This window comes from Micromonospora sp. L5 (assembly GCF_000177655.2).
Taxonomy (GTDB): Bacteria; Actinomycetota; Actinomycetes; order Mycobacteriales; family Micromonosporaceae; genus Micromonospora; species Micromonospora aurantiaca.
On sequence record NC_014815.1, the window covers coordinates 4,169,121 to 4,190,670 of the forward strand.

General features: G+C 72.8%; 19 protein-coding genes. 15 read left to right on the top strand and 4 right to left on the bottom strand.

The window, feature by feature from the left end; all coding sequences use genetic code 11:
- The first annotated feature begins 19 nt into the window (after positions 1-19).
- Together ML5_RS19690 and ML5_RS19695 are read left to right on the top strand one after the other, a co-directional pair.
- Positions 20-694, top strand: a complete 675-nt coding sequence (locus ML5_RS19690) for a methyltransferase (RefSeq protein ID WP_013475868.1) — start codon at positions 20-22, stop codon at positions 692-694.
- A 98-nt stretch (positions 695-792) separates the two neighbouring features.
- The gene (locus tag ML5_RS19695; protein ID WP_036311610.1) at positions 793-1,401 is read left to right on the top strand and encodes a DedA family protein; all 609 of its coding nucleotides are present in this window, start codon (positions 793-795) and stop codon (positions 1,399-1,401) included.
- 45 nt (positions 1,402-1,446) lie between these two features.
- Here the strand turns inward: ML5_RS19695 and ML5_RS19700 are convergent, their stop codons facing one another.
- Entirely contained in the window at positions 1,447-2,100 is a 654-nt protein-coding gene (locus tag ML5_RS19700; RefSeq protein WP_041784581.1) for an MBL fold metallo-hydrolase, read from the bottom strand.
- An 8-nt stretch (positions 2,101-2,108) separates the two neighbouring features.
- Complete coding sequence (locus ML5_RS19705) at positions 2,109-2,825, bottom strand: maleylpyruvate isomerase family mycothiol-dependent enzyme (protein WP_013475870.1); 717 nt, start codon at positions 2,823-2,825, stop codon at positions 2,109-2,111.
- A gap of 237 nt (positions 2,826-3,062) precedes the next feature.
- Between ML5_RS19705 and rsgA the strand changes: the two genes are divergently transcribed.
- The 5 genes from rsgA (at position 3,063) to ML5_RS19730 (ending at position 11,347) form a co-directional block, all read left to right on the top strand.
- Complete coding sequence (gene rsgA, locus ML5_RS19710; protein WP_013475871.1) at positions 3,063-4,142, top strand: ribosome small subunit-dependent GTPase A; 1,080 nt, start codon at positions 3,063-3,065, stop codon at positions 4,140-4,142.
- A 207-nt stretch (positions 4,143-4,349) separates the two neighbouring features.
- A complete protein-coding gene (gene uvrA, locus ML5_RS19715; RefSeq protein WP_013475872.1) occupies positions 4,350-7,292 on the top strand; it encodes an excinuclease ABC subunit UvrA in 2,943 nt (980 codons plus the stop codon).
- A 118-nt stretch (positions 7,293-7,410) separates the two neighbouring features.
- Positions 7,411-7,899 carry a Rieske (2Fe-2S) protein gene (locus tag ML5_RS19720; RefSeq protein ID WP_013287473.1) on the top strand — a complete coding sequence of 163 codons (489 nt, stop codon included), beginning with the start codon at positions 7,411-7,413 and terminating at the stop codon, positions 7,897-7,899.
- Between the two features lie 83 nt (positions 7,900-7,982).
- Positions 7,983-9,932 (top strand): excinuclease ABC subunit UvrC, encoded by a 1,950-nt coding sequence (gene uvrC, locus ML5_RS19725; protein ID WP_013475873.1) that lies wholly within the window; start codon positions 7,983-7,985, stop codon positions 9,930-9,932.
- A 764-nt stretch (positions 9,933-10,696) separates the two neighbouring features.
- The gene (locus tag ML5_RS19730; protein WP_013475874.1) at positions 10,697-11,347 is read left to right on the top strand and encodes a C39 family peptidase; all 651 of its coding nucleotides are present in this window, start codon (positions 10,697-10,699) and stop codon (positions 11,345-11,347) included.
- 161 nt (positions 11,348-11,508) lie between these two features.
- On the opposite strand, the gene recQ is transcribed toward ML5_RS19730, so the two are convergent.
- Complete coding sequence (gene recQ, locus ML5_RS19735; RefSeq protein WP_013475875.1) at positions 11,509-13,362, bottom strand: DNA helicase RecQ; 1,854 nt, start codon at positions 13,360-13,362, stop codon at positions 11,509-11,511.
- A 200-nt stretch (positions 13,363-13,562) separates the two neighbouring features.
- On the opposite strand from recQ, the gene rapZ reads away from it, so the two are divergent.
- From rapZ to ML5_RS19775, 8 genes are all read left to right on the top strand, one after another.
- Positions 13,563-14,474, top strand: coding sequence for an RNase adapter RapZ (gene rapZ, locus ML5_RS19740; RefSeq protein WP_221488539.1), 912 nt, complete (start codon positions 13,563-13,565; stop codon positions 14,472-14,474).
- Positions 14,471-15,475, top strand: a complete 1,005-nt coding sequence (gene yvcK, locus ML5_RS19745; RefSeq protein ID WP_013287468.1) for a uridine diphosphate-N-acetylglucosamine-binding protein YvcK — start codon at positions 14,471-14,473, stop codon at positions 15,473-15,475. Before rapZ ends, yvcK begins: the two co-directional genes overlap by 4 nt.
- A gap of 54 nt (positions 15,476-15,529) precedes the next feature.
- Entirely contained in the window at positions 15,530-16,510 is a 981-nt protein-coding gene (gene whiA / locus ML5_RS19750; RefSeq protein WP_013287467.1) for a DNA-binding protein WhiA, read from the top strand.
- Positions 16,511-16,774: 264 nt separating this feature from the next.
- Positions 16,775-17,779 carry a type I glyceraldehyde-3-phosphate dehydrogenase gene (gap, locus tag ML5_RS19755; RefSeq protein WP_013287466.1) on the top strand — a complete coding sequence of 335 codons (1,005 nt, stop codon included), beginning with the start codon at positions 16,775-16,777 and terminating at the stop codon, positions 17,777-17,779.
- Between the two features lie 52 nt (positions 17,780-17,831).
- Positions 17,832-19,031 carry a phosphoglycerate kinase gene (gene pgk, locus ML5_RS19760; RefSeq protein WP_013475876.1) on the top strand — a complete coding sequence of 400 codons (1,200 nt, stop codon included), beginning with the start codon at positions 17,832-17,834 and terminating at the stop codon, positions 19,029-19,031.
- On the top strand, positions 19,032-19,823 hold the full coding sequence (gene tpiA, locus ML5_RS19765; protein ID WP_013287464.1) for a triose-phosphate isomerase: 792 nt from the start codon (positions 19,032-19,034) through the stop codon (positions 19,821-19,823).
- Positions 19,824-19,918: 95 nt separating this feature from the next.
- The gene (secG, locus tag ML5_RS19770; RefSeq protein WP_013287463.1) at positions 19,919-20,179 is read left to right on the top strand and encodes a preprotein translocase subunit SecG; all 261 of its coding nucleotides are present in this window, start codon (positions 19,919-19,921) and stop codon (positions 20,177-20,179) included.
- 130 nt (positions 20,180-20,309) lie between these two features.
- The gene (locus tag ML5_RS19775; protein ID WP_013287462.1) at positions 20,310-20,654 is read left to right on the top strand and encodes an RNA polymerase-binding protein RbpA; all 345 of its coding nucleotides are present in this window, start codon (positions 20,310-20,312) and stop codon (positions 20,652-20,654) included.
- A 67-nt stretch (positions 20,655-20,721) separates the two neighbouring features.
- Here the strand turns inward: ML5_RS19775 and pgl are convergent, their stop codons facing one another.
- Positions 20,722-21,492, bottom strand: a complete 771-nt coding sequence (pgl, locus tag ML5_RS19780; RefSeq protein ID WP_013475877.1) for a 6-phosphogluconolactonase — start codon at positions 21,490-21,492, stop codon at positions 20,722-20,724.
- Positions 21,493-21,550 lie beyond the last annotated feature (58 nt).

The following is a 21,550-nucleotide window of genomic DNA, read 5'->3' on the forward strand; positions in this document are numbered from 1 at the left end:
GCACGGCATGCTTGCCCCGATGAGCAGGCAGACGGCTCTGGCCGACCTGGAGCAGGAGATCGCGGCGCCCGGCGGGGGCCCGGACCGCCTGCGCCTGGTCGGTACGCCGTTCGTGCCGGAGGTGCGCCTGTACCTGGCCGAGGACGCCATCCTGTGGTGGGCCCGGATGGAGGCCGCCGCCGGGCGGTCGCTGCCGCCGCCGTACTGGGCGTCGGTCTGGGCCGGTGGCCAGGCGCTCGCCCGGCACCTGCTGGACCACCCGGAGCTGGCCGCCGGGCGGCGGGTGCTCGACCTGGGCGCCGGCTCGGGGCTGGTCGCCATCGCCGCCGCGCTCGCCGGTGCCGACCAGGTCATCGCCAACGACATCGACCCGTACGCGGTGGCGGCGGTCACCGTCAACGCCCGGGCCAACCGGGTCCGGGTGACAGCCGACGGCGCCGACCTGCTCGACGGGGTGACCGGCGCCGACCTGCTGGTAGCAGGGGACGCGCTCTACGACGCGGGCCTGGCCGCCCGGGTCCTGCCCTACCTGCGGCGCTGCGCCGCACACGGCGTGCAGGTGCTGGTCGGTGACCCGGACCGGGGCCACCTGCCGCCGGACGGGCTGGAACTGGTGGCGAGCTACCCGGTGCCGACCACCGAACCCTCGGTCGACTCCCCGGTACGCCGGGTGCAGGTGCTCCGGCCCCGATGAGCCGGCTGACCCTAGGGGTCTCCCCGGCCGGGTGTCGGGGACCACTGGGGGATCATGCCCGATGCGCCGGCGTGCCGCCGCCGCATAGCGTGCAGCTCATGAACGAACTCGTGGCCGCCGCCGGTGAGCTGCCCACCACCCTGTTGATGGGGCTGCTCGGCGTGGTCATGCTCGCCGACGCCGTACCCCTGATCGGGGTGCTGGTGCCCGGCGACGCCGCGGTCCTGGCCGCGGTCGGCGCGGGTCGTCCGGCCGGTGGGGCGCTCACCGTCGCGGCGGTGGTCGCGGGCTGCCTGGCCGGCTGGTCGCTGAGTTTCTTCGCCGGCCGGCGCTGGGGCGGGCGGCTGCGGGACAGCCGGGTGGGCGGCTGGATCGGCGAGTCCCGCTGGGCCGCAGCCGAGACGCTGCTGCACCGCGGCGGAGGACGGATCGTGCTGGTGGCGCCGTTCCTGCCGGTGTTCAACGCGTTGCTGCCGCTGGCCGCGGGCGGGCTGCGGATGTCGTACCGGCGGTTCCTGGTCTGCGCGGCGGCCGGGGCGACCGCGTGGGCCGGGCTCTACGTGGCGCTGGGGCTCGCCGCGCGGGCGCTGACCGGCCTGCTCCCCGGGGCGCTCAACCCCACGGTGCTGACCATGGCGGTCGGGCTGCTGCTGGCCGGCCCGGTGCTGCTCGCCACCCGGCGCCGGCTGCGGGCGCTCACTGCCTGACCGCGCCCGGCCCGGCCGTCACGGGGGAGGCCGGGCCGGGCGTCCTCACCAGCCGCGGGCGCGCCACTGCGGCAACGCGGGCCGCTCGGCGCCGATGGTGCTGTCCTTGCCGTGGCCCGGGTAGAACCAGGTGTCGTCCGGCAGCCGGTCGAACAGCTTGGCCTCGACGTCGTCGATGAGCCGGCCGAAGCGCTCCGGATCCTGGTCCGTGTTTCCCACGCCACCCGGGAAGAGGGAGTCCCCGGTGAAGAGATGCGGGGTGCCGGCCGGGTCGCGGTAGAGCAGCGCGATCGAGCCCGGTGTGTGCCCGCGCAGGTGGATGACCTCCAGCCCGCAGTCACCGACCGGCACCGTGTCGCCGTCGGCGAGCCGCTCGGCCTCGATGGGCAGGCCCTCGGCGTCGTCGGCGTGCACCAGCGCGCGCGCCCCGGTCTTGGCCACCACCTCCTCCAGCGCGACCCAGTGGTCCATGTGCTGGTGGGTGGTCACCACGGCGGCCAGCCCGCCGTCGCCGACCAGCTCCAGCAGGCGCGGCGCCTCGTTCGCGGCGTCGATCAGCACCTGCTCGCCGGTGGCGTTGCAGCGCAGCAGATAGGCGTTGTTGTCCATCGGGCCCACCGACAGCTTGGTGACGGTGAGCCGGTCGAGCTCGCGCACGGCCGGCGGACCGCCGGGCGTGACGTCTCCGGTGTAGGTCATGACGATGTTCAGATCCATTCCGGTGGGTTCGGCAGGGGGCCGTCGGGTTCGACGGTGAGCAGCTCGCCCGCGCCCCGGCCGGTCAGCCAGGCGGCGAGTTCCGGCGCGGGGCCGGTGACCGTGGGCGCCCCCTCCGGGTCACCCACGACGAGTTCGGACGCCGCGCCGTCGAAACGCAGCACCATGGCCGGTGCGGCCGGGTTGCCGGCCAGCCCGGTCACCACCTCGTGCAGCAGCCGCTGGGCGAACGCCTCCGGCCAGTCCGCGGGCCGGTAACCGGCCGCCAGGTCGACGTGGTGCACCTCGACCTCGCGCAGCCGCCCCCAGACCAGCATCGCCGCCGGCCACGGGCCGCGCCGGGTCTGCACCGTGGCGCCCCAGGCGTCCACGGGCATCGCCGCGACCGCCGCGTCGAAGCGCTGGCCGCTGCGGCGTACGTCGTCCAGCAGGTCGGCCGGGCCGCGGTCGGCGCCGGCGTCGATGGCGTCGGCGCGGGCCTGCGCCGAGGCGTACATCGGGATCTCCTCGCCGGTGCGCGCCGAGGTGAGCAGGTTGACGAACCCGTCGGCGTTGCGGGCCAGGTGGGTGAGCACGTGCGCGCGGGTCCAGCCCGGCAGCAGCGAGGGCGCCGCGACGTCCGCGGCGGTCAGACCGGACACGGTACGCAGCAGCCGGTCGTTCGCCTCGGCCAGCGGGCCGGTCAGCAGCAGGGGGTCGGCGGTCATCGCGTTCTCACCCGTCCGACCCTAGCGGGCCGGACCGGGCCGTGCCCGGGGGGAAATCGCTTTCGGCGCGTCGGCGTGCCACCTACCGTCGGGGCCGACGACATAGGGCCGGCGCCGGACGCGCCGGGCTCCACGTCGTCGAGTACGCGGCACCGGGAGTCGGAGGGGAGGTGGTGCGCATGCCGGTCGCAGCGCGTGTGTTCCGCCGTACCTCCCCTCGACACCGATGAGGACACCATGACTCTCGATCTGACCGCCCTCGGCTGGGACGCCGGCTGGGCGGCCCATCTCGACCGGCGCGCCGGCCACCGTCCCGGGCGGGTCGCCCGGGTGGACCGGGGCGTCTGCACCGTGCTGTGCCCGCAGGGGCCGGTGCGGGCCAGCCTCGGCGGCGGCGTGCTGTCCGCCGCCGCCCGCGATCTGACCGCGCTGCCCTGCGCGGGTGACTGGGTGCTGCTGTCCACCTGGCCGGACGGCCCGGTCACGGTGGAGGCGGTGCTGCCGCGGCGTACCGCGCTGGTGCGGCGTACCGCGGGCAAGGACGCCAGCGGCCAGGTGCTGGCCGCCAACCTCGACGCCGCCGCGGTGGTCGAGCCGGTGCACCCGGAACCGGACGCCGCGCGGATCGAACGGCTGCTCTCCCTGGTGCACGAATCCGGGGCGGAGCCGCTCGTCGTGCTCACCAAGGCCGACCTGGCCGCCGACCCGGCGGCGGTGGCCCGGCAACTGGCCGACCTCGCGCCGGGGGTGCCGGTGCTGCCGGTCAGCGCGGAGCGGGGCACCGGCCTGGCGCCGCTGCGCAGGCACGTCGCCCCGGGGCGCACGCTCGGCCTGCTCGGCCCTTCCGGCGCCGGCAAGTCGAGCCTGGTCAACGCGCTGGCCGGGGCGGACGTGATGCGCACCCAGGCGATCCGCCGGGTCGACGGCAAGGGCCGGCACACCACCACCTGGCGGTCGCTGGTGCCGCTGCCGGGTGGGGGAGCGGTGCTGGACACCCCGGGCGTACGGGCGGTCGGCCTGCTCGACGGCGCGGCCGGCCTGGACCGGGCGTTCGCCGACATCACCGAGCTGGCGGCCGGCTGCCGGTACGCCGACTGCGCCCACGACGCCGAGCCGGGCTGCGCGGTGCGGGCCGCGATGGACGACGGCGAGCTGCCGGTGCGCCGCTGGGAGAGCTGGCGCCGGTTGCAGCGGGAGATCGAGCACGAGGGCGGTCGCCGCGCGGCCCGGCTGGCGGCCGAACGGCGGGGCGGATGGCGGGCCGGGCGGCGACGCACCGGACGTCCGGCGACCCCGCCCGCACCAGGGGCATTCTGAGCCGGCCCGGGCCGGTCGGGTGGACCTGCGTGGTTCCCGCCCGACCGGCCTGAGCTGGGGGAATGTTCGCGCGACGGAAGTTGTCATACGTCGGGGCTAGAGTTGCCGAGGCGTCTTTTCTGCGCCCGACAACCTGTGAAAACCACCCAGACCCGGCGTCTGGTGCACAGATCCGCCTCATATTCTTCTTCCGGGAGCACACGCACCGTGGCCGACCGACTGATCATCCGTGGCGCGCGCGAGCACAACCTGCGTGACGTCAGTCTCGACCTGCCCCGGGACGCCCTGATCGTCTTCACCGGGCTCTCCGGTTCGGGCAAGTCGAGCCTGGCGTTCGACACCATCTTCGCCGAGGGCCAGCGCCGCTACGTCGAGTCGCTGTCGTCGTACGCCCGGCAGTTCCTCGGCCAGATGGACAAGCCCGACGTCGACTTCATCGAGGGCCTCAGTCCCGCCGTCTCCATCGACCAGAAGTCCACCTCGCGCAACCCGCGCTCCACCGTCGGCACGATCACCGAGGTCTACGACTACCTCCGCCTGCTGTTCGCCCGCATCGGCGAGCCGCACTGCCCGATCTGCGGCGAGCGGATCTCCAAGCAGAGCCCGCAGCAGATCGTCGACCGCGTCCTGGCCATGGCCGAGGGCACCCGGTTCATGGTGCTCGCGCCGGTGGTGCGCGGCCGCAAGGGCGAGTACGTCGACCTGTTCGCCGAACTCCAGGCCAAGGGCTACGCCCGCGCCCGGGTCGACGGCGTGGTGCACCCGCTGACCGAGCCGCCGAAGCTCAAGAAGCAGGAGAAGCACACCATCGAGGTGGTGATCGACCGGCTCAGCGTCAAGCCGAGTGCCAAGCAGCGGCTCACCGACTCGGTCGAGGCCGCGCTCGGCCTGTCCGGCGGCCTGGTGCTGCTCGACTTCGTCGACCTGCCGGAGGACGACCCGGCCCGGGAGCGCCGCTACTCCGAGCACCTGGCCTGCCCGAACGACCACCCCCTCGCGATCGAGGATCTGGAACCCCGCGTCTTCTCCTTCAACGCCCCGTACGGCGCCTGCCCGGAGTGCACCGGACTCGGCACGAAGAAGGAGGTGGACCCCGAGCTGGTCATCCCCGACCCGGAGCGCACGCTGCGCGAGGGCGCGATCCAGCCCTGGGCCACCGGCCACAACCTCGAATACTTCCTGCGGCTGCTGGAGGCGCTCGGCGAGGCCGAGCACTTCGACATCGACACGCCGTGGCGGGCGCTGCCGTCGCGGGCGCAGAAGACGATCCTGCACGGCTCCGACGACCAGGTGCACGTGCGCTATCGCAACAAGTACGGCCGTGAGCGCTCCTACTACACCGGCTTCGAGGGCGTGGTGCAGTGGATCGAGCGCCGGCACACCGACACCGAGTCGGAGTGGTCCCGGGACAAGTACGAGGGCTACATGCGGGACGTGCCCTGCGCGGCCTGCGGCGGCACCCGGCTCAAGCCGGAGGTGCTCGCGGTCACCCTGGCGGGCAAGAGCATCGCCGAGGTCTGCAACCTCTCCGTCGGCGAGGCGGCCGACCTGCTCGCCGGCATCGAGCTGACCGACCGGCAGAAGATGATCGCCGAGCGGGTCCTCAAGGAGATCAACGCCCGGCTGAAGTTCCTGCTCGACGTCGGTCTGGACTACCTCTCGCTGGACCGCCCGGCCGGCACGCTCTCCGGCGGTGAGGCCCAGCGCATCCGGCTGGCCACCCAGATCGGCTCCGGCCTGGTCGGCGTGCTCTACGTGCTCGACGAGCCGTCGATCGGCCTGCACCAGCGCGACAACCACCGGCTCATCGAGACGCTGCTGCGGCTGCGCGGCCTGGGCAACACGCTGATCGTGGTCGAGCACGACGAGGACACCATCCGGGTGGCGGACTGGATCGTCGACATCGGCCCGGGCGCGGGCGAGCACGGCGGCAAGATCGTGCACAGCGGGTCGGTGCCGGCGCTGCTGGACAACACCGAGTCGGTCACCGGGGCGTACCTGGCCGGGCGGAAGTCCATCCCGACGCCGGCCGCCCGCCGGCCGCAGACGCCGGGGCGCGAGCTGGTGGTGCACGGCGCGCGCGAGCACAACCTGCGCAACCTCACCGTGAGCTTCCCGCTCGGCCAGCTCATCGCGGTCACCGGCGTGAGCGGCTCGGGCAAGTCGACGCTGGTGAACGACATCCTCTACACAGTGCTCGCCAACCAGATCAACGGCGCCCGGCTGGTGCCCGGCCGGCACACGCGGATCACCGGCCTGGAGAACGTGGACAAGGTCGTCGGCGTGGACCAGTCGCCGATCGGGCGGACGCCGCGCTCCAACCCCGCCACGTACACCGGTGTCTGGGACCACATCCGCAAGCTCTTCGCCGAGACCACCGAGGCCAAGGTCCGGGGGTACGGCCCGGGCCGGTTCTCGTTCAACGTCAAGGGCGGGCGCTGCGAGGCGTGCTCCGGTGACGGCACGATCAAGATCGAGATGAACTTCCTGCCGGACGTCTACGTCCCCTGCGAGGTGTGCAAGGGCGCGCGCTACAACCGCGAGACGCTCGAGGTGCACTACAAGGGCAAGACGGTCGCCGAGGTGCTGGACATGCCGATCGAGGAGGCGGCCGAGTTCTTCTCCGCCATCCCGGCCATCCACCGGCACCTCAGGACGCTCGTCGACGTCGGCCTCGGCTACGTCCGCCTCGGCCAGCCCGCTCCGACGCTGTCCGGCGGCGAGGCGCAGCGCGTCAAGCTCGCCTCCGAACTCCAGAAGCGCTCCACCGGCCGCACCGTCTACGTGCTCGACGAGCCCACCACCGGCCTGCACTTCGAGGACATCCGCAAGCTGCTGATGGTGCTGGAGGGCCTGGTCGACAAGGGCAACACGGTCATCACCATCGAGCACAACCTCGACGTGATCAAGACGGCCGACTGGCTCATCGACATGGGCCCCGAGGGCGGCCACCGGGGCGGCACCGTGCTCGCCACCGGCACGCCGGAGGAGGTCGCCGAGGTGCCGGAGAGCCACACCGGGCAGTTCCTGCGGCCGATCCTCAAGCTCGACGGCGAGGCCAAGGGCGCCAAGGCGGCCACCACCCGGGCGGCCAAGGCCAACGGCAGCGCCAAGTCGCGGACCCGCAAGGTCCCCGCCGGGGCGCGCTGACCCATCCGGTACGCGTTTTCGCAGGCCGGGCCGTCGGTGCCCGGTCTGTGACGCGCCAGTATGAACCGTGCCCCACGCTGGTGCGTGTTTCCGCAGTAAGCCGAGAGAAAGGCCGGATATGAGTGATGATCAGGCGCTGACCCGACCGGTCACCCAGAGCCGCCGTACCCTGCTCACCGGAGCCGGAGCGATCGGCGCGGCCGTGGTGCTCGCGGGCTGCGGCAGCGACGACGACGCGTCCCCCGGGCTCGCCCCGACCAGCGGCGGCCCGCCCGGCGCGACCGCGACCGGCGACGCCGGCGGCGGCGACCGTGACGGCGGCAGCGCGCTGGCGCGCACCTCGGACATCCCGGTGGGCGGCGGCGCCGTCTTCGCCAGCCAGGGCGTGGTGATCACCCAGCCCGAGGCCGGCCAGTTCAAGGCGTTCGACCCGATCTGCACGCACCAGCGCTGCCCGGTGTCGAACGTCGACGGCGGCACGATCAACTGCACTTGCCACAACAGCCGGTTCTCGATCGTCGACGGCTCGGTGAAGGGCGGCCCGGCCACCAAGCCGCTCGCGGCGAAGGAGATCAAGGTCGACGGCGACCAGATCACGCTGGCCTGACCCGTTCCGCGCCCCCGCCGGCCGGTCGTCGGCGGGGGCGCGGTGACGGTCGCGTGTCAGGGGTGCGGACTAGGCTTGACGCCGTGGCTGACCCCTCGACCTACCGTCCCGCGCCCGGCACCATCCCGGAGTCGCCAGGGGTCTACCGCTTCCGCGACGGCACCGGCCGGGTGATCTACGTCGGCAAGGCGCGCAACCTGCGCAGCCGGCTCAACTCCTACTTCGCCGACCCGGTCGGCCTGCACCAGCGCACCCGGCAGATGGTGTTCACCGCCGAGTCGGTCGACTGGATCACCGTCGCCACCGAGGTCGAGGCGCTCCAGCAGGAATACACCTGGATCAAGCAGTACGACCCCCGGTTCAACGTCCGCTACCGCGACGACAAGTCGTACCCCTATCTCGCGGTCACGCTCGACGAGGAATACCCCCGGTTGCAGGTGATGCGCGGCGTGAAGCGCAAGGGTGTGCGCTACTTCGGGCCGTACTCCCACGCCTGGGCCATCCGCGAGACGCTCGACCTGCTGCTGCGGGTCTTCCCGGCGCGGACCTGCTCGTCCGGGGTGTTCAAGCGGGCCGGCCAGGTCGGCCGGCCCTGCCTGCTCGGCTACATCGGCAAGTGCTCGGCGCCGTGCGTCGGCAGCGTCACCGCAGAACAGCACCGGGAGATCGTCGACGGCTTCTGCGACTTCATGGCCGGCCGCACCGACAGCATGGTCCGGCGGCTGGAGAAGGAGATGCTCGACGCCAGCGAGCAGCTGGAGTTCGAGCGGGCCGCCCGGCTGCGCGACGACGTCGCGGCGCTGCGCCGGGCGATGGAGAAGCAGACGGTGGTGCTCGGCGACGGCACCGACGCCGACGTGGTCGCGTTCGCCGACGACCCGCTCGAAGCGGCCGTGCAGGTCTTCCACGTCCGCGGCGGCCGGGTGCGCGGCCAGCGCGGCTGGGTGGTGGAGAAGACCGAGGAGCTGACCACCGGCGACCTCGTGCACCACTTCTGCACCCAGGTGTACGGCGGCGAGCAGGGCGAGGCCGACGTGCCCCGCGAGCTGCTCGTCCCCGAGCTACCGGGCGACGCCGACGCGCTCGCCGACTGGCTCACCGCCCGCCGGGGCAGCCGGGTGTCGCTGCGGGTGCCGCAGCGCGGCGACAAGCGGTCGCTGCTGGAGACCGTCGAGCGCAACGCCAGGGACGCGCTGGCCCGGCACAAGCTCAAGCGGGCCGGTGACCTGACGACCCGCAGCCAGGCGCTCGACGAGATCGCCGACGCGCTCGCCATGAACACCTCACCGCTGCGCATCGAGTGCTTCGACGTGTCCCAGATCCAGGGCACCGACGTGGTCGCCAGCATGGTCGTGTTCGAGGACGGGCTGCCCCGCAAGAGCGAATACCGCCGGTTCATCGTGCGCGGCGCCACCGACGACCTGTCGGCCATGTCCGAGGTGCTGCGGCGGCGCTTCGCCCGCTACCTCGACGCCCGCGCCGAGACCGGTGAGCTGGGCGAGGAGACCGCCTCCGACCCCGACCGGCCCGGCATCGACCCGACCACCGGGCGGCCGCGCAAGTTCGCGTACCCACCGCAGCTCGTCGTGGTCGATGGTGGTCCGCCCCAGGTCGCCGCCGCCGCGAAGGCGCTCGCCGAGCTGGGCATCGACGACGTGGCGCTGTGCGGGCTGGCGAAGCGGCTGGAGGAGGTCTGGCTGCCCGACGACGAGTTCCCGGTGATCCTGCCGCGTACCTCCGAGGCGCTCTACCTGCTGCAACGGGTCCGCGACGAGGCGCACCGCTTCGCCATCACGTTCCACAGGCAGCGGCGCTCCAAGCGGATGACCGAGTCGGCGCTGGACAACGTCCCCGGCCTCGGCGAGGTACGCCGCAAGGCGCTGCTGCGGCACTTCGGCTCACTGAAGCGGCTGTCGTCCGCCACAGTGGAGGAGATCACCGAGGTGCCCGGGGTGGGCAGGCGTACGGCCGAGGCGATCCTGGCCGCGCTGGACGGCTCCACCACCACCACCGAAGCCGCCCCCCGCCCCTGACCCGTTCCCCGCTCCTGCCCGTTCCTGCTCGCGCCCGTTGTCCGGCCCGCCGGCAACGCCCGAGTGGAACACCATGGGTGTCTCCGCCCGCATTTGACACCCATGACGTTCCACCGACGGCGCTGGTCCCGATGGGCGGAAGCGTTATCCCGCCCCCTGGGAGGGTTCCGCGGGTGGTTCGATGCGGGTTGTGTCGCCACGCGAGGGCGGGTGACCCGTCGTCCCCGCCCCCCGCCCTCGCCCTCCGCCCCCGCCCCCCGCCCTCGTCCCCGCCCCGGCCCCGCCCTCCTCCGCGATCTTGCACTTTGGGCCCGTGGGATGCCCGTTTCGCGAGGCATGTCCGGCATCAAAGTGCAAGATCACGCGCGGCAGGGGTGGATCTTGTTACTGGGGCCCGTGATCTCGCGGATCCCCTCCCCGACTGGTGGGTTTGGTAGGCAGTGTCCGGTTCGCTGCGATGGGCGGGAGCCTGGCTGTGGTCGGTGCCATCGTCAGCGCGGAATCGGTGGCGGGCGCGGGGCGTTGTACATGGCTGACCGCCGAGGAACCGGGTCGAGCGCCGGACACCGGCCCGCCCGGCACCCGGGAGCGGATCGCCAGGTCAGGGAATCGGCCCGGCCCGGTCGTCGTTACATCCCCGAGCCGCGGAGCAGACCCCCAGGGCCGCCCGCGCGCCAGCCCGGTTTCGACGGGCACCCCCAAGACTTTCCCCCCTTCGCGGCATCCCCCGCCGCGTCATCCCCCACTTCAGGGAGGCAACCATCATGGCTACCACTCTGCTGCGTAAGACCGTTCTGACCGCTGCCGGTATCACCGCCACCGCCGGAGGCATCGCCGGCCCCGCGATCGCCGCCCACGCCGCCCCCACCACCACCAGCGTGGTGGCGGACCGCAAGGGCCACGGCGAGCGGGAACTCGACGTCCGCTACGAAGCCCAGCCCAACTTCTACTTCTGCGGCCCCGCCGCCGCCCGCAACGCCCTGAGCGTGCAGGGCAAGAACATCGACGTACACACCATGGCCAAGGAGATGGGCACCACCGAGGCCGGCACCAACAGCATCAACGACATCACCCCCGTACTGAACAAGGAGACCGGCAGCAAGGACGCCTACAAGTCGGTCGAGATCAGCACCCCCAAGGCCGACGACAAGCAGACCGACACCCTGCGCGCCGACGTCGTCAAGACCGTCGACGCCGGACGGGCCGTGGTCGCCAACATCGCCGGCACCGCCACCGACACCGACGGCACCACCCACTCCTTCGAAGGCGGCCACTACATCAGCGTCATCGGCTACCGCGACAACGGCAACACCGTCACCATCGCCGACAGCGCCGACCCCACCACCGCCACCTACCGCATGAACATCGACAACCTCGCCGACTGGATCGCCACCCGCGGCTACAGCACCAGCTAAGACAACACCGCCGCGCCGATGGCTGCAGAGCAAGAAAACGCAGCCAACGCGGCCAGCACGACCTCACGGACCAGAGCACCACCGCGTGAACCCCAGCGAGGCCACAGCACACCGGAAGGGCCCGACCCCCACCACGGGGTCGGGCCCTTTCGCGTGCGTCGTCAGGACTCGGCGAGGACGGCCAGGATCGCCTCGCCGTACTTGGCGAGCTTGTTCTCGCCGACCCCGTTGAACCGGGACAACTCGGCGAGGGAGGTGGGCGGCTCGGCGGCGATCTGCCGCAGGGTCGCGTCGTGGAAGATGACGTACGCCGGGACGCCCTGCTCCTTGGCGGTGGCCGCGCGCCACGCGCGGAGCCGCTCGAAGACGGGCGCGGCGGCGGGGGAGAGGTCGGCGACCACAGTGGCCGCGCCCCGCGGCTTGGCGGACCGGCTGGCCGGGCGCTCCGGCTCCTTGCGCAGCGTGACGGTACGGCGGCGGCCGAGCACGTCCGCGCTCGCCTCGGTCAGCGCCAGCGTGCCGTAGTCGCCCTCGACCGCGAGCAGACCCTCGGCCAGCAGTTGCCGCACCACCCCACGCCACTCGGCCTCGCGCAGCTCGGTGCCGATGCCGAACGTGCTGAGCGCGTCGTGGCCGTACTGGTCGATCTTGTCGGTGTGCTTGCCGAGCAGGATGTCGATGCTGTGCCCGGCGCCGAACCGCTGGTTGCGCTCGCGGTCGAGCCGGAAGACGGTGGACAGCAGCTTCTGCGCGGCGACGGTGCCGTCCCAGGACTCCGGTGGTTCGAGGCAGGTGTCGCAGTTGCCGCAGTCGGCCACGCCGGTCTCGCCGAAGTATTCGAGCAGTTGGGAGCGGCGGCAGCGGACCGTCTCGCAGAGCGCCAGCATGGCGTCCAGGTGGGCGGCGAGGTTGCGCCGGTGCGCCAGGTCGCCCTCCGACGTCTCGATCATCTTGCGCTGCTGCACGACGTCCTGGAGTCCGTACGCCAGCCAGGCCGTGGACGGCAGCCCGTCGCGCCCGGCGCGGCCGGTCTCCTGGTAGTAGCCCTCCACCGACTTCGGCAGGTCCAGGTGGGCGACGAAGCGCACGTCGGGCTTGTCGATGCCCATGCCGAAGGCGATGGTGGCGACCATGACCAGACCGTCCTCGCGCAGGAAACGCTGCTGGTTGGCGGCGCGGGTCGAGGCGTCCAGCCCGGCGTGGTACAGCAGCGCGGGGATGCCGTTGGCGACCAGGAACTCGGCGGTCTTCTCCACCGAGGCGCGGGACAGGCAGTAGACGATGCCGGCGTCGCCGGAGTGCTCGTCGCGCAGCAGGCTGAGCAGCTGGCGGCGCGGCTCCCGCTTGGGCACGATGCGGTACTGGATGTTGGGCCGGTCGAAGCTGGCCACGAAGTGCCGGGCCTCGGTGAGCCGCAGCCGGGTGGCGATCTCGGTGCGGGTCGCCTGCGTCGCGGTGGCGGTCAGCGCGATCCGCGGCACGTCCGGCCAGCGTTCGTGCAGCATCGACAGGTTGAGGTAGTCGGGGCGGAAGTCGTGCCCCCACTGCGAGACGCAGTGCGCCTCGTCGATCGCGAACAACGCGACCCGGCCGCGTTCCAGCAGGCCGAGCGTGGACCGCACCGCGAGCCCTTCCGGGGCGAGGTAGAGCAGGTCCAGCTCGCCGGCGAGGTAGGCCGCCTCGACCCGGCGCCGCTGCGCGGGATCCTGGGTCGAGTTGAGGAACCCGGCCCGGACACCGACCGCCGTCAGGGCGTCGACCTGGTCCTGCATGAGCGCGATCAGCGGCGAGACGACCACCGCCACACCGTCGCGGACCAGCGCGGGGATCTGGTAGCACAGCGACTTGCCGCCACCGGTGGGCATGAGCACCAGCGCGTCGCCGCCTGTCACCACGTGCTCGACGACCTCCTGCTGGAAGCCGCGGAAGGCGTCGTACCCGAAGACCCGGCGCAACACGTCGAGCGCGTCGCCGGCCGGTGGGGAGGTGGTCCGCTCGTCGGTGGGGGAGACCATCCGCGCAGTCTACGAGCGTCCCCCGACACCGACCGTCCCGGCGAGCCGTCACGAGCGCGGCGACTTGTTCCGGTCGTCACCCCGTGGAATCCCGGGCCGGGTCGCAGCCGTTAGAGTCGCTGATTGACCATGCGCGGCCGACCGGGCCGCGGCGCCACGGCTGGGGGTAGCGGGTGAGCGAGGCGCGTACAGCGGGTGACCTGGGGCCGACCGAGGCGGAGACGACGCCGGTGCGACCGGCGCCGGCCGAGTCGGACACCTCCCTGGTGGTGGTGACCGGCCTGTCCGGCGGCGGGCGCAGCACCGTGGCGCGGGCGCTGGAGAACGTCGGCTACTACGTGGTCGACAACCTGCCGCAGGCGCTGCTGCTGGACATGGCCGAGCTGGCGTTCAAGGCCGGTGGCGCGGCCCGGCGTACGGCGATGGTGCTGGACGTGCGCTCGCGCGCGTTCTCCACCGACCTGGCCGGGGCGATCCGCGAGCTGCGTGAGCGCGGCTTCCAGCCCCGGGTGGTCTTCGTCGACGCCGACGACGAGGTGCTGATCCGGCGGTTCGAGAGCGTGCGCCGCTCGCACCCGTTGCAGGGCGACGGGCGGCTGGCCGACGGCATCGCTGTCGAGCGGGCGCTGCTGGAGGAGGCCCGCGAGCAGGCCGACGTGATCATCGACACCAGCCACCTGAACGTGAACCAGTTGCGCCGCCGGGTCGAGGAGCTGTTCGGCGGCGAGGACGCCCGCCGGCTGCGGATCACCGTGATCTCGTTCGGCTTCAAGTACGGCCTGCCGCCGGACGCCGACTTCGTGATGGACGCCCGGTTCCTGCCGAACCCGTACTGGGTGCCGGAGCTGCGCGAGCACACCGGCCGCGAGGAGGCGGTCAGCGCGTACGTGCTGGGCCAGGAGGGCGCCGACGCGTTCGTGGCCGGGTACGCCGACCTGGTCAACGCCACCACCGCCGGGTTCGAGCGGGAGGGCAAGCGCTACCTGACCGTGGCGGTCGGCTGCACCGGCGGCAAGCACCGCAGCGTGGCCATCGCCGAGGAGCTGGCCTCCCGGCTGCGCCACTCCGGCATCGCCGCCAACGCCCAGCACCGGGACCTGGGGCGGGAGTGACCCTGACCAGGGTGGTCGCCTTCGGCGGCGGGCACGGGCTCTCGGCGTCGCTGCGGGCGCTGCGTCACTGCGTACCCGAACTGGACCTGGACATCACCGCGGTGGTCACCGTCGGTGACGACGGCGGCTCCAGCGGCCGGTTGCGCGCCGAGCGCGGCGGCCTGCCGCCGGGCGACCTGCGGCAGGCGCTCGTCGCGCTGGCCGGTGACCATCCGGCCACCCGGCGCAGCGCGGCGTTGTTCCAGCACCGCTTCGCCGCCGCCGTGCCGCAGGCGCCGACGCCGGCCGCGCCGGTGCCGGTCGCGGTCGGCGACTCGCTCGCCGGCCACGCGGTCGGCAACCTGCTGCTGCACGGGCTCACCGAGCTGCTCGGCGACCCGGTGGCCGCGCTCGACCACGCCGGGGCGATGCTCGGCGCGGTGGGGCGGGTGCTGCCGATGTCCCGCCAGCCGGTGGGCATCGAGGCCCGGGTCCGCGGCGCCGACCCGGAGCACCCGGACGAGGTGTCCACGGTGCGCGGCCAGCACCAGGTCGCGGTCACCCCGGGCACCGTCGAGTCGCTGCGGCTCAACCCGTCGGCGCCGGCCGCGTGCGCCGAGGCGGTGACAGCGGTACGCGCCGCGGACTGGCTGATCTTCGGGCCGGGCAGCTGGTACACGAGCGTGCTGCCGCACCTGCTGGTGCCGGGGCTGGCCGACGCGATCGTGTCCAGCCCGGCGCGGCGGCTGGTGACGCTCAACCTGGTGGCCGAGAAGGAGACCTCGGGGCTCTCCCTGCCCGACCATCTGGACACACTGCGGCGCTATCTGCCCGAGTTGAAGGTGGACCGGGTGCTCGCCGACTCCACGGCGGTGGGTGATCCCGCGGCGGTCGAACGTGCGGCAGAATCGCTGGGTGCCCGGCTGGTCCTCGCTCCCGTCGCCGTCCTGGACGGCACGCCCCGTCATGATCCAGCCGCCCTGGGCGCCGCGCTGGTGCCTGTCCTGCGCGCCGATCGTTAGACACGTACGTAATCACCGGCGACACGCCGGAACCGGTCCGTGAGGGGGCGCACTATGGCGATGACGGCTGCGGTCAAGGACGAGCTGAGTCGGGTCGACGTGCCCAAGCCCTGCTGTCGGCGGGCGGAGATGGCCGCCCTGCTGCGTTTCGCCGGCGGCCTGCACATCGTGTCGGGCCGCGTGGTGGTCGAGGCGGAGCTGGACACCGGCGCGGTCGCGCGCCGGCTGCGGCGGGAGATCGCCGAGGTGTACGGCTACTCCAGCGAGATCCACGTGCTCGCCTCCGGCGGGCTGCGCAAGGGCAGCCACTTCATCGTGCGGGTGGTCAAGGACGGCGAGGCGCTCGCCCGGCAGACCGGCCTGCTCGACGTGCGGGGCCGCCCGGTGCGCGGCCTGCCGCCGCACGTGGTGGCCGCGAACGTCTGCTGTGCCGTGTCGGCGTGGCGGGGCGCGTTCATGGCGCACGGCTCGCTCACCGAGCCGGGCCGCTCCAGCGCGCTGGAGATCACCTGCCCCGGTCCCGAGTCGGCGCTGGCGCTCGTCGGCGCCGCCCGCCGGATCGGCATCACCGCCAAGAACCGCGAGGTGCGCGGCGTGGACCGGGTGGTGGTCAAGGACGGTGACGCGATCGCCGCGCTGCTCACCCGCATAGGCGCGCACTCCAGCGTGCTGGCCTGGGAGGAGCGGAGGGTACGCCGGGAGGTGCGCGCCACAGCGAACCGGCTGGCCAACTTCGACGACGCCAACCTGCGCCGTTCCGCCCGTGCCGCGGTGGCCGCCGCCGCCCGGGTGACCCGCGCGCTGGAGATCCTCGCCGACGACGCGCCGAACCACCTGACCTCGGCCGGACGGCTGCGCCTGGAGCACCGTCAGGCCTCGCTGGAGGAACTGGGCGCGCTCGCCGAGCCGCCGTTGACCAAGGACGCCATCGCCGGCCGGATCCGCCGGCTGCTCGCGCTGGCCGACAAGCGTGCCCGTGACCTGGGCATCCCGGATACGGAAGCGGCAGTCACGCCGGACATGCTCGTGGTCTGATAGGACTCGGGCGGCAGTGCACCGCGAGCGGGATCACCACCCGCCGCAGCGCGACGCCGCGCGCTCGGATATGGTCGCTGCGTACGGCAAGGGGGCCGGAACAGGCGCTCCTCGCCGTGCTCACCGCCTCGGGCGGTCAGGTCTCCGTGACCGCGGCGGGGTGGCCGAGATGACATGTCGACGGCCGGCTCCAACGGTCGGCGCACACACCTCCGCCGGCAGCGGTCTGGCGCCGGCGGACCAGAACGCGAGGAGATGGGACCTGTGACCATCCGGGTTGGCATCAACGGCTTCGGCCGGATCGGCCGCAACTTCTTCCGGGCAGTGCTGGCGTCCGGCGCTGACATCGAGGTCGTGGCGGTCAACGACCTGACCGACAACGCGACGCTCGCCCACCTTGTCAAGTACGACAGCATCCTGGGCCGCCTCCCGCACGAGGTGAAGGCCACCGCCGACGAGATCACCGTGGGCGGCAAGACCATCAAGGCGTACGCCGAGAAGGACCCGGCGAAGCTGCCGTGGGGCGAGGTCGGCGCCGACGTGGTCATCGAGTCCACCGGCTTCTTCACCGACGGCACCAAGGCGAAGGCGCACCTCGACGGTGGGGCCAAGAAGGTCATCATCTCCGCTCCGGCGAAGAACGAGGACGTCACAGTGGTCATGGGCGTCAACCAGGACCAGTACGACCCGGCCAAGCACAACATCATCTCGAACGCCTCCTGCACCACCAACTGCCTCGCGCCGATGGCGAAGGTCCTGCAGGACACGTTCGGCATCAAGCAGGGTCTGATGACCACCATCCACGCGTACACGCAGGACCAGAACCTGCAGGACGCGCCGCACAAGGACCTGCGCCGGGCCCGCGCCGCCGCGCTCAACATCGTGCCGACCTCGACCGGTGCCGCGAAGGCCATCGGCCTGGTGCTGCCGGAGCTCAAGGGCAAGCTGGACGGCTACGCGCTGCGCGTGCCGATCCCGACCGGCTCGGCCACCGACCTGACCGTCGAGGTCGGCCGGGAGACCACTGTGGACGAGGTGAACGCCGCGCTCAAGGCCGCCGCCGAGGGCCCGCTGCGGGGCATCCTCACCTACAACGAGGACCCGATCGTCTCCGCCGACATCGTGACCGACCCGGCGTCGTGCATCTTCGACGCGCCGCTGACCAAGGTGATCGGCAACCAGGTCAAGGTCGTCGGCTGGTACGACAACGAGTGGGGCTACTCGAACCGCCTGGTCGACCTGGTCAAGCTGGTCGGTCAGTCCCTGTGAGTGCGAGGAGCGAGCTTGCGAGCCCCGCAGTCACGAACGGAGGGCTAGCTCTGTGACGATCCGTAACCTCGACGACCTGCTCGCCGAGGGGGTGTCGGGTCGGCGCGTGCTGGTGCGCGCCGACCTGAACGTCCCGCTCGACAAGCAGACCGGGGACATCACCGACGACGGCCGGATCCGGGCCGTCCTGCCGACGCTGAGCGCGCTGGTGCAGGCCGGCGCGAAGGTGGTCGTCTGCTCGCACCTGGGCCGCCCGAAGGGCGCGCCGGACCCGCAGTTCAGCCTCCGCCCGGTCGCCGGGCGGCTCGGTGAGCTGCTCGGTGCCCCGGTGCACTTCGCCGAGGACACCGTCGGCGACTCGGCGCGGTCCACCGTGGCCGACCTGGCCGACGGCCAGGTCGCGCTGCTGGAGAACCTGCGCTTCAACGCCGGCGAGACCAGCAAGGACGACGCGGAGCGGGGCGCGTTCGCCGACCAGCTCGCCGCGCTCGGCGACGCCTACGTCGACGACGCGTTCGGCGCGGTGCACCGCAAGCACGCCAGCGTGCACGACGTACCGGCCCGGCTGCCGCACTACGCGGGCCGGCTGGTGCTGCGCGAGGTCGAGGTGCTCAGCCGCCTCACCGGCGAGCCGGAGCGGCCGTACGTGGTGGTGCTGGGCGGCTCGAAGGTCTCGGACAAGCTCGCAGTGATCGAGGCGCTGCTGCCGACCGTGGACCGGCTGCTCATCGGCGGCGGAATGTGCTTCACCTTCCTCAAGGCCCAGGGCCACGAGGTGGGCACGTCGCTGCTGGAGAAGGACATGGTCGAGACCTGCCGCAACCTGATGGAGCGCGCGCCGGGCAAGATCATGCTCCCGGTCGACGTGGTGGTCGCCGACGCGTTCGCGCCGGACGCCGCGCACGACACCGTGCCCGCCGACGGCATCCCGAGTCACCGGCTGGGCCTGGACATCGGCCCGGAGACGGTGGCCGGTTTCGCCGCCGCGCTGTCGCAGGCGAAGACCGTCTTCTGGAACGGCCCGATGGGCGTGTTCGAGATGGCGGCGTTCGCCAACGGCACCCGCGGCGTGGCCGAGGCGATCACCAAGGCCGACGCGTTCAGCGTGGTCGGCGGCGGCGACTCGGCCGCGGCGGTGCGCGCGCTGGGCCTGGACGAGTCCTCGTTCGGGCACATCTCCACCGGTGGTGGCGCCTCCCTGGAATACCTGGAGGGCAAGACCCTCCCCGGCATCGCGGCCCTGGAGAACTGAATGGCGAGCACGACCCGCCGGCCGCTGATGGCCGGCAACTGGAAGATGAACCTGAACCACCTCGAGGCCAACCTGCTGGTGCAGAAGCTGGCCGCGAGCCTGAACGAGAAGCAGCTCACCGACGTCGAGTGCGTGGTGCTGCCGCCCTTCACCGACCTGCGTACCGTGCAGACCGCCGTGGACGGCGACAAGCTGCTGATCGGCTACGGCGCGCAGGACCTGTCGCCGCACCCGTCCGGCGCGTACACCGGTGACATCGCCGGGCCGATGCTCGCCAAGCTGGGCTGCGGCTACGTGGTGGTCGGGCACTCCGAGCGGCGGCAGTACCACAACGAGGACGACGCGCTCGTCAACGCGAAGGTGTCGGCGGCGCTGGCGAACGGGCTCACCCCGATCCTCTGCATCGGTGAGGGCCTGGAGGTCCGGGAGCAGTCGGGTCAGGTGCGGCACTGCTGCGACCAGCTCGACGGCGCGCTGAAGGGGCTCACCGCCGAGCAGGTCACCAAGGTCGTCGTGGCGTACGAGCCGGTCTGGGCGATCGGCACCGGCAAGACGGCGACCCCGGACGACGCCCAGGAGGTCTGCGGCGCGGTGCGCAAGCGCATCGCCGAGACCTACGACGAGGGCACCGCCGAGCAGGTCCGGATCCTGTACGGCGGGTCGGTCAAGGCGTCGAACGTCGCCGCGATCATGGCGCAGCCGGACGTGGACGGGGCTCTGGTCGGGGGCGCCAGCCTGGACGCGGAGGAGTTCGCGCAGATCTGCCGGTTCCCGGAGCACATCACCCGCTGATCGCTCGCTATCCTTGACGCTGCCCGTCCACCGGTCGGTGCCGCCGTGCCCGACAGGTCCGGGCAGTGATCGCAACGAGAGGACTGACCCCCGCCATGCCGATCTGGTTCGCCTACACGATGATCGTGTTGCTGGTCATCACGAGCGTCCTGCTCACCCTGCTGATCCTCCTGCACCGCGGCAAGGGCGGCGGGTTGTCGAGCATGTTCGGCGGCGGCGTCAGCTCCAGCCTGGCCGGTTCGTCGGTGGCCGAGAAGAACCTCGACCGCTACACCGTTCTGGTGGGAATCGTCTGGTTCGCGTGCATCGTCGGGCTCGGGCTCTGGCTGCGGCTGCAGATGGCCAGCGGCACCTGAGCCGACGCTGAGAAGCGTACAATCTGCGCGCGGTCCGTCACGGACCGCGCGCAGTTTTGTTTCTCCGCACGTCGCCCGTCGCCCACCCCCTCCGGCGGCGGTCCCCTCCGACGACAGGGAGCGAGCAACCGTGCCCAGCAACAACGTCATCCGCGGCACCCGGATCGGGTCCGCCCCCGAGCGGTTCGACCAGCGGGTCGAGCCCGCGCCGCGCCGGCCGGTCGTCTACTGGTGCCGCCACGGGCACCGCGTCGAGTTCCTGATCGCCGCCGAGGCGGAGACGCCCGCCGCCTGGGAGTGCCCCCGCTGCGGCGAGCCGGCCGGCCCCGACCCGGGCGACCCGCCGGGCCGCCAGCGCGCCGAGCCGTACAAGACCCACCTGGCGTACGTGCAGGAGCGGCGTACGCCGGAGGAGGGGGAGGCGCTGCTCGCCGAGGCCCTCGACGCGCTGCGGCGTCGCCGCGGCCGCGCCTGACCCGAGGTGTTAAGGAGGGGCCCCTTCTCTACCGGAGACGTTAAGAAGGGGCCCTTCCTTACAATGCTCAGCGCAGGCTGCGCAGCCGGGGCGGCACGCTGGCCGCCGCGGCCCGGTCGAGGAGCCAGAGGGTACGGGAGACGCCCCGCACCCCGGCGGCAGGCAGCTGCACCGGCCCGGCCCCGGCCAGCGCCATGCCCACCGCCCGGGCCTTGTCCGCTCCGGCGGCGATCAGCCAGACCTCCTCGGCCGTGTTGATGGTCGGGAGCGTCAGCGTGGTCCGCACCGGCGGCGGCTTCGGGCTGCCCCGCACGGCGCTGACCGGCCGGTTGTCGTGGTGCACCGGGTGCTCCGGGAACACCGACGCGACGTGCCCGTCCTCGCCGACGCCGAGCATCAGCACGTCGAAGTGCGGCACCACCGCGTTCCCGGGCCGGGCCGCGGCGGCCAGCTCCCGCGCGTACCCGGCGGCAGCCGCCTCCGGGTCGTCACCGGCCGGGCCGTCCGACGCCGGCATCGGGTGCACCCGGGCCGGGTCGAGCGGCACCGTGTCCAGCAGCGCCGCCCGTGCCTGCGTCTCGTTACGCTCCGGGTCGCCGCCGGGCAGGAACCGCTCGTCGCCCCACCACACGTCGACCCGGGACCAGTCGACGGCGTCCCGGGCGGGCAGCTGCCCGACCGCCCGGTACACCGCCGCGGCGATCCGCCCGCCGGTCAGCACCACCGACGCCTGGCCGCGCTCGGCCTGCGCGTCGAGCAGCTTCACCACCAACCGGGCCGCCACCGCCTGCGCCAGCAGGTCGGGGTCGGCGTGTACGGCGACACTCGCCTCAGTCATCCGTCGAGCCCTCGTGTTCCGACCGCCCACCGGCGGTCACCTGTGCCTCCGACCACCC

What these genes read in the sequence shown, in the direction of transcription:
- ML5_RS19720 (WP_013287473.1), top strand. Translation starts at nt 7,411, where the DNA reads ATGAGTGATGATCAGGCGCTGACCCGACCGGTCACCCAGAGCCGCCGT.
- tpiA (WP_013287464.1), top strand. Translation starts at nt 19,032, where the DNA reads ATGGCGAGCACGACCCGCCGGCCGCTGATGGCCGGCAACTGGAAGATG.
- ML5_RS19730 (WP_013475874.1), top strand. Translation starts at nt 10,697, where the DNA reads ATGGCTACCACTCTGCTGCGTAAGACCGTTCTGACCGCTGCCGGTATC.
- ML5_RS19705 (WP_013475870.1), bottom strand. Translation starts at nt 2,825, where the DNA reads ATGACCGCCGACCCCCTGCTGCTGACCGGCCCGCTGGCCGAGGCGAAC.
- secG (WP_013287463.1), top strand. Translation starts at nt 19,919, where the DNA reads ATGCCGATCTGGTTCGCCTACACGATGATCGTGTTGCTGGTCATCACG.
- recQ (WP_013475875.1), bottom strand. Translation starts at nt 13,362, where the DNA reads ATGGTCTCCCCCACCGACGAGCGGACCACCTCCCCACCGGCCGGCGAC.
- ML5_RS19690 (WP_013475868.1), top strand. Translation starts at nt 20, where the DNA reads ATGAGCAGGCAGACGGCTCTGGCCGACCTGGAGCAGGAGATCGCGGCG.
- pgl (WP_013475877.1), bottom strand. Translation starts at nt 21,492, where the DNA reads ATGACTGAGGCGAGTGTCGCCGTACACGCCGACCCCGACCTGCTGGCG.
- rsgA (WP_013475871.1), top strand. Translation starts at nt 3,063, where the DNA reads ATGACTCTCGATCTGACCGCCCTCGGCTGGGACGCCGGCTGGGCGGCC.
- ML5_RS19700 (WP_041784581.1), bottom strand. Translation starts at nt 2,100, where the DNA reads ATGACCTACACCGGAGACGTCACGCCCGGCGGTCCGCCGGCCGTGCGC.
- ML5_RS19695 (WP_036311610.1), top strand. Translation starts at nt 793, where the DNA reads ATGAACGAACTCGTGGCCGCCGCCGGTGAGCTGCCCACCACCCTGTTG.
- whiA (WP_013287467.1), top strand. Translation starts at nt 15,530, where the DNA reads ATGGCGATGACGGCTGCGGTCAAGGACGAGCTGAGTCGGGTCGACGTG.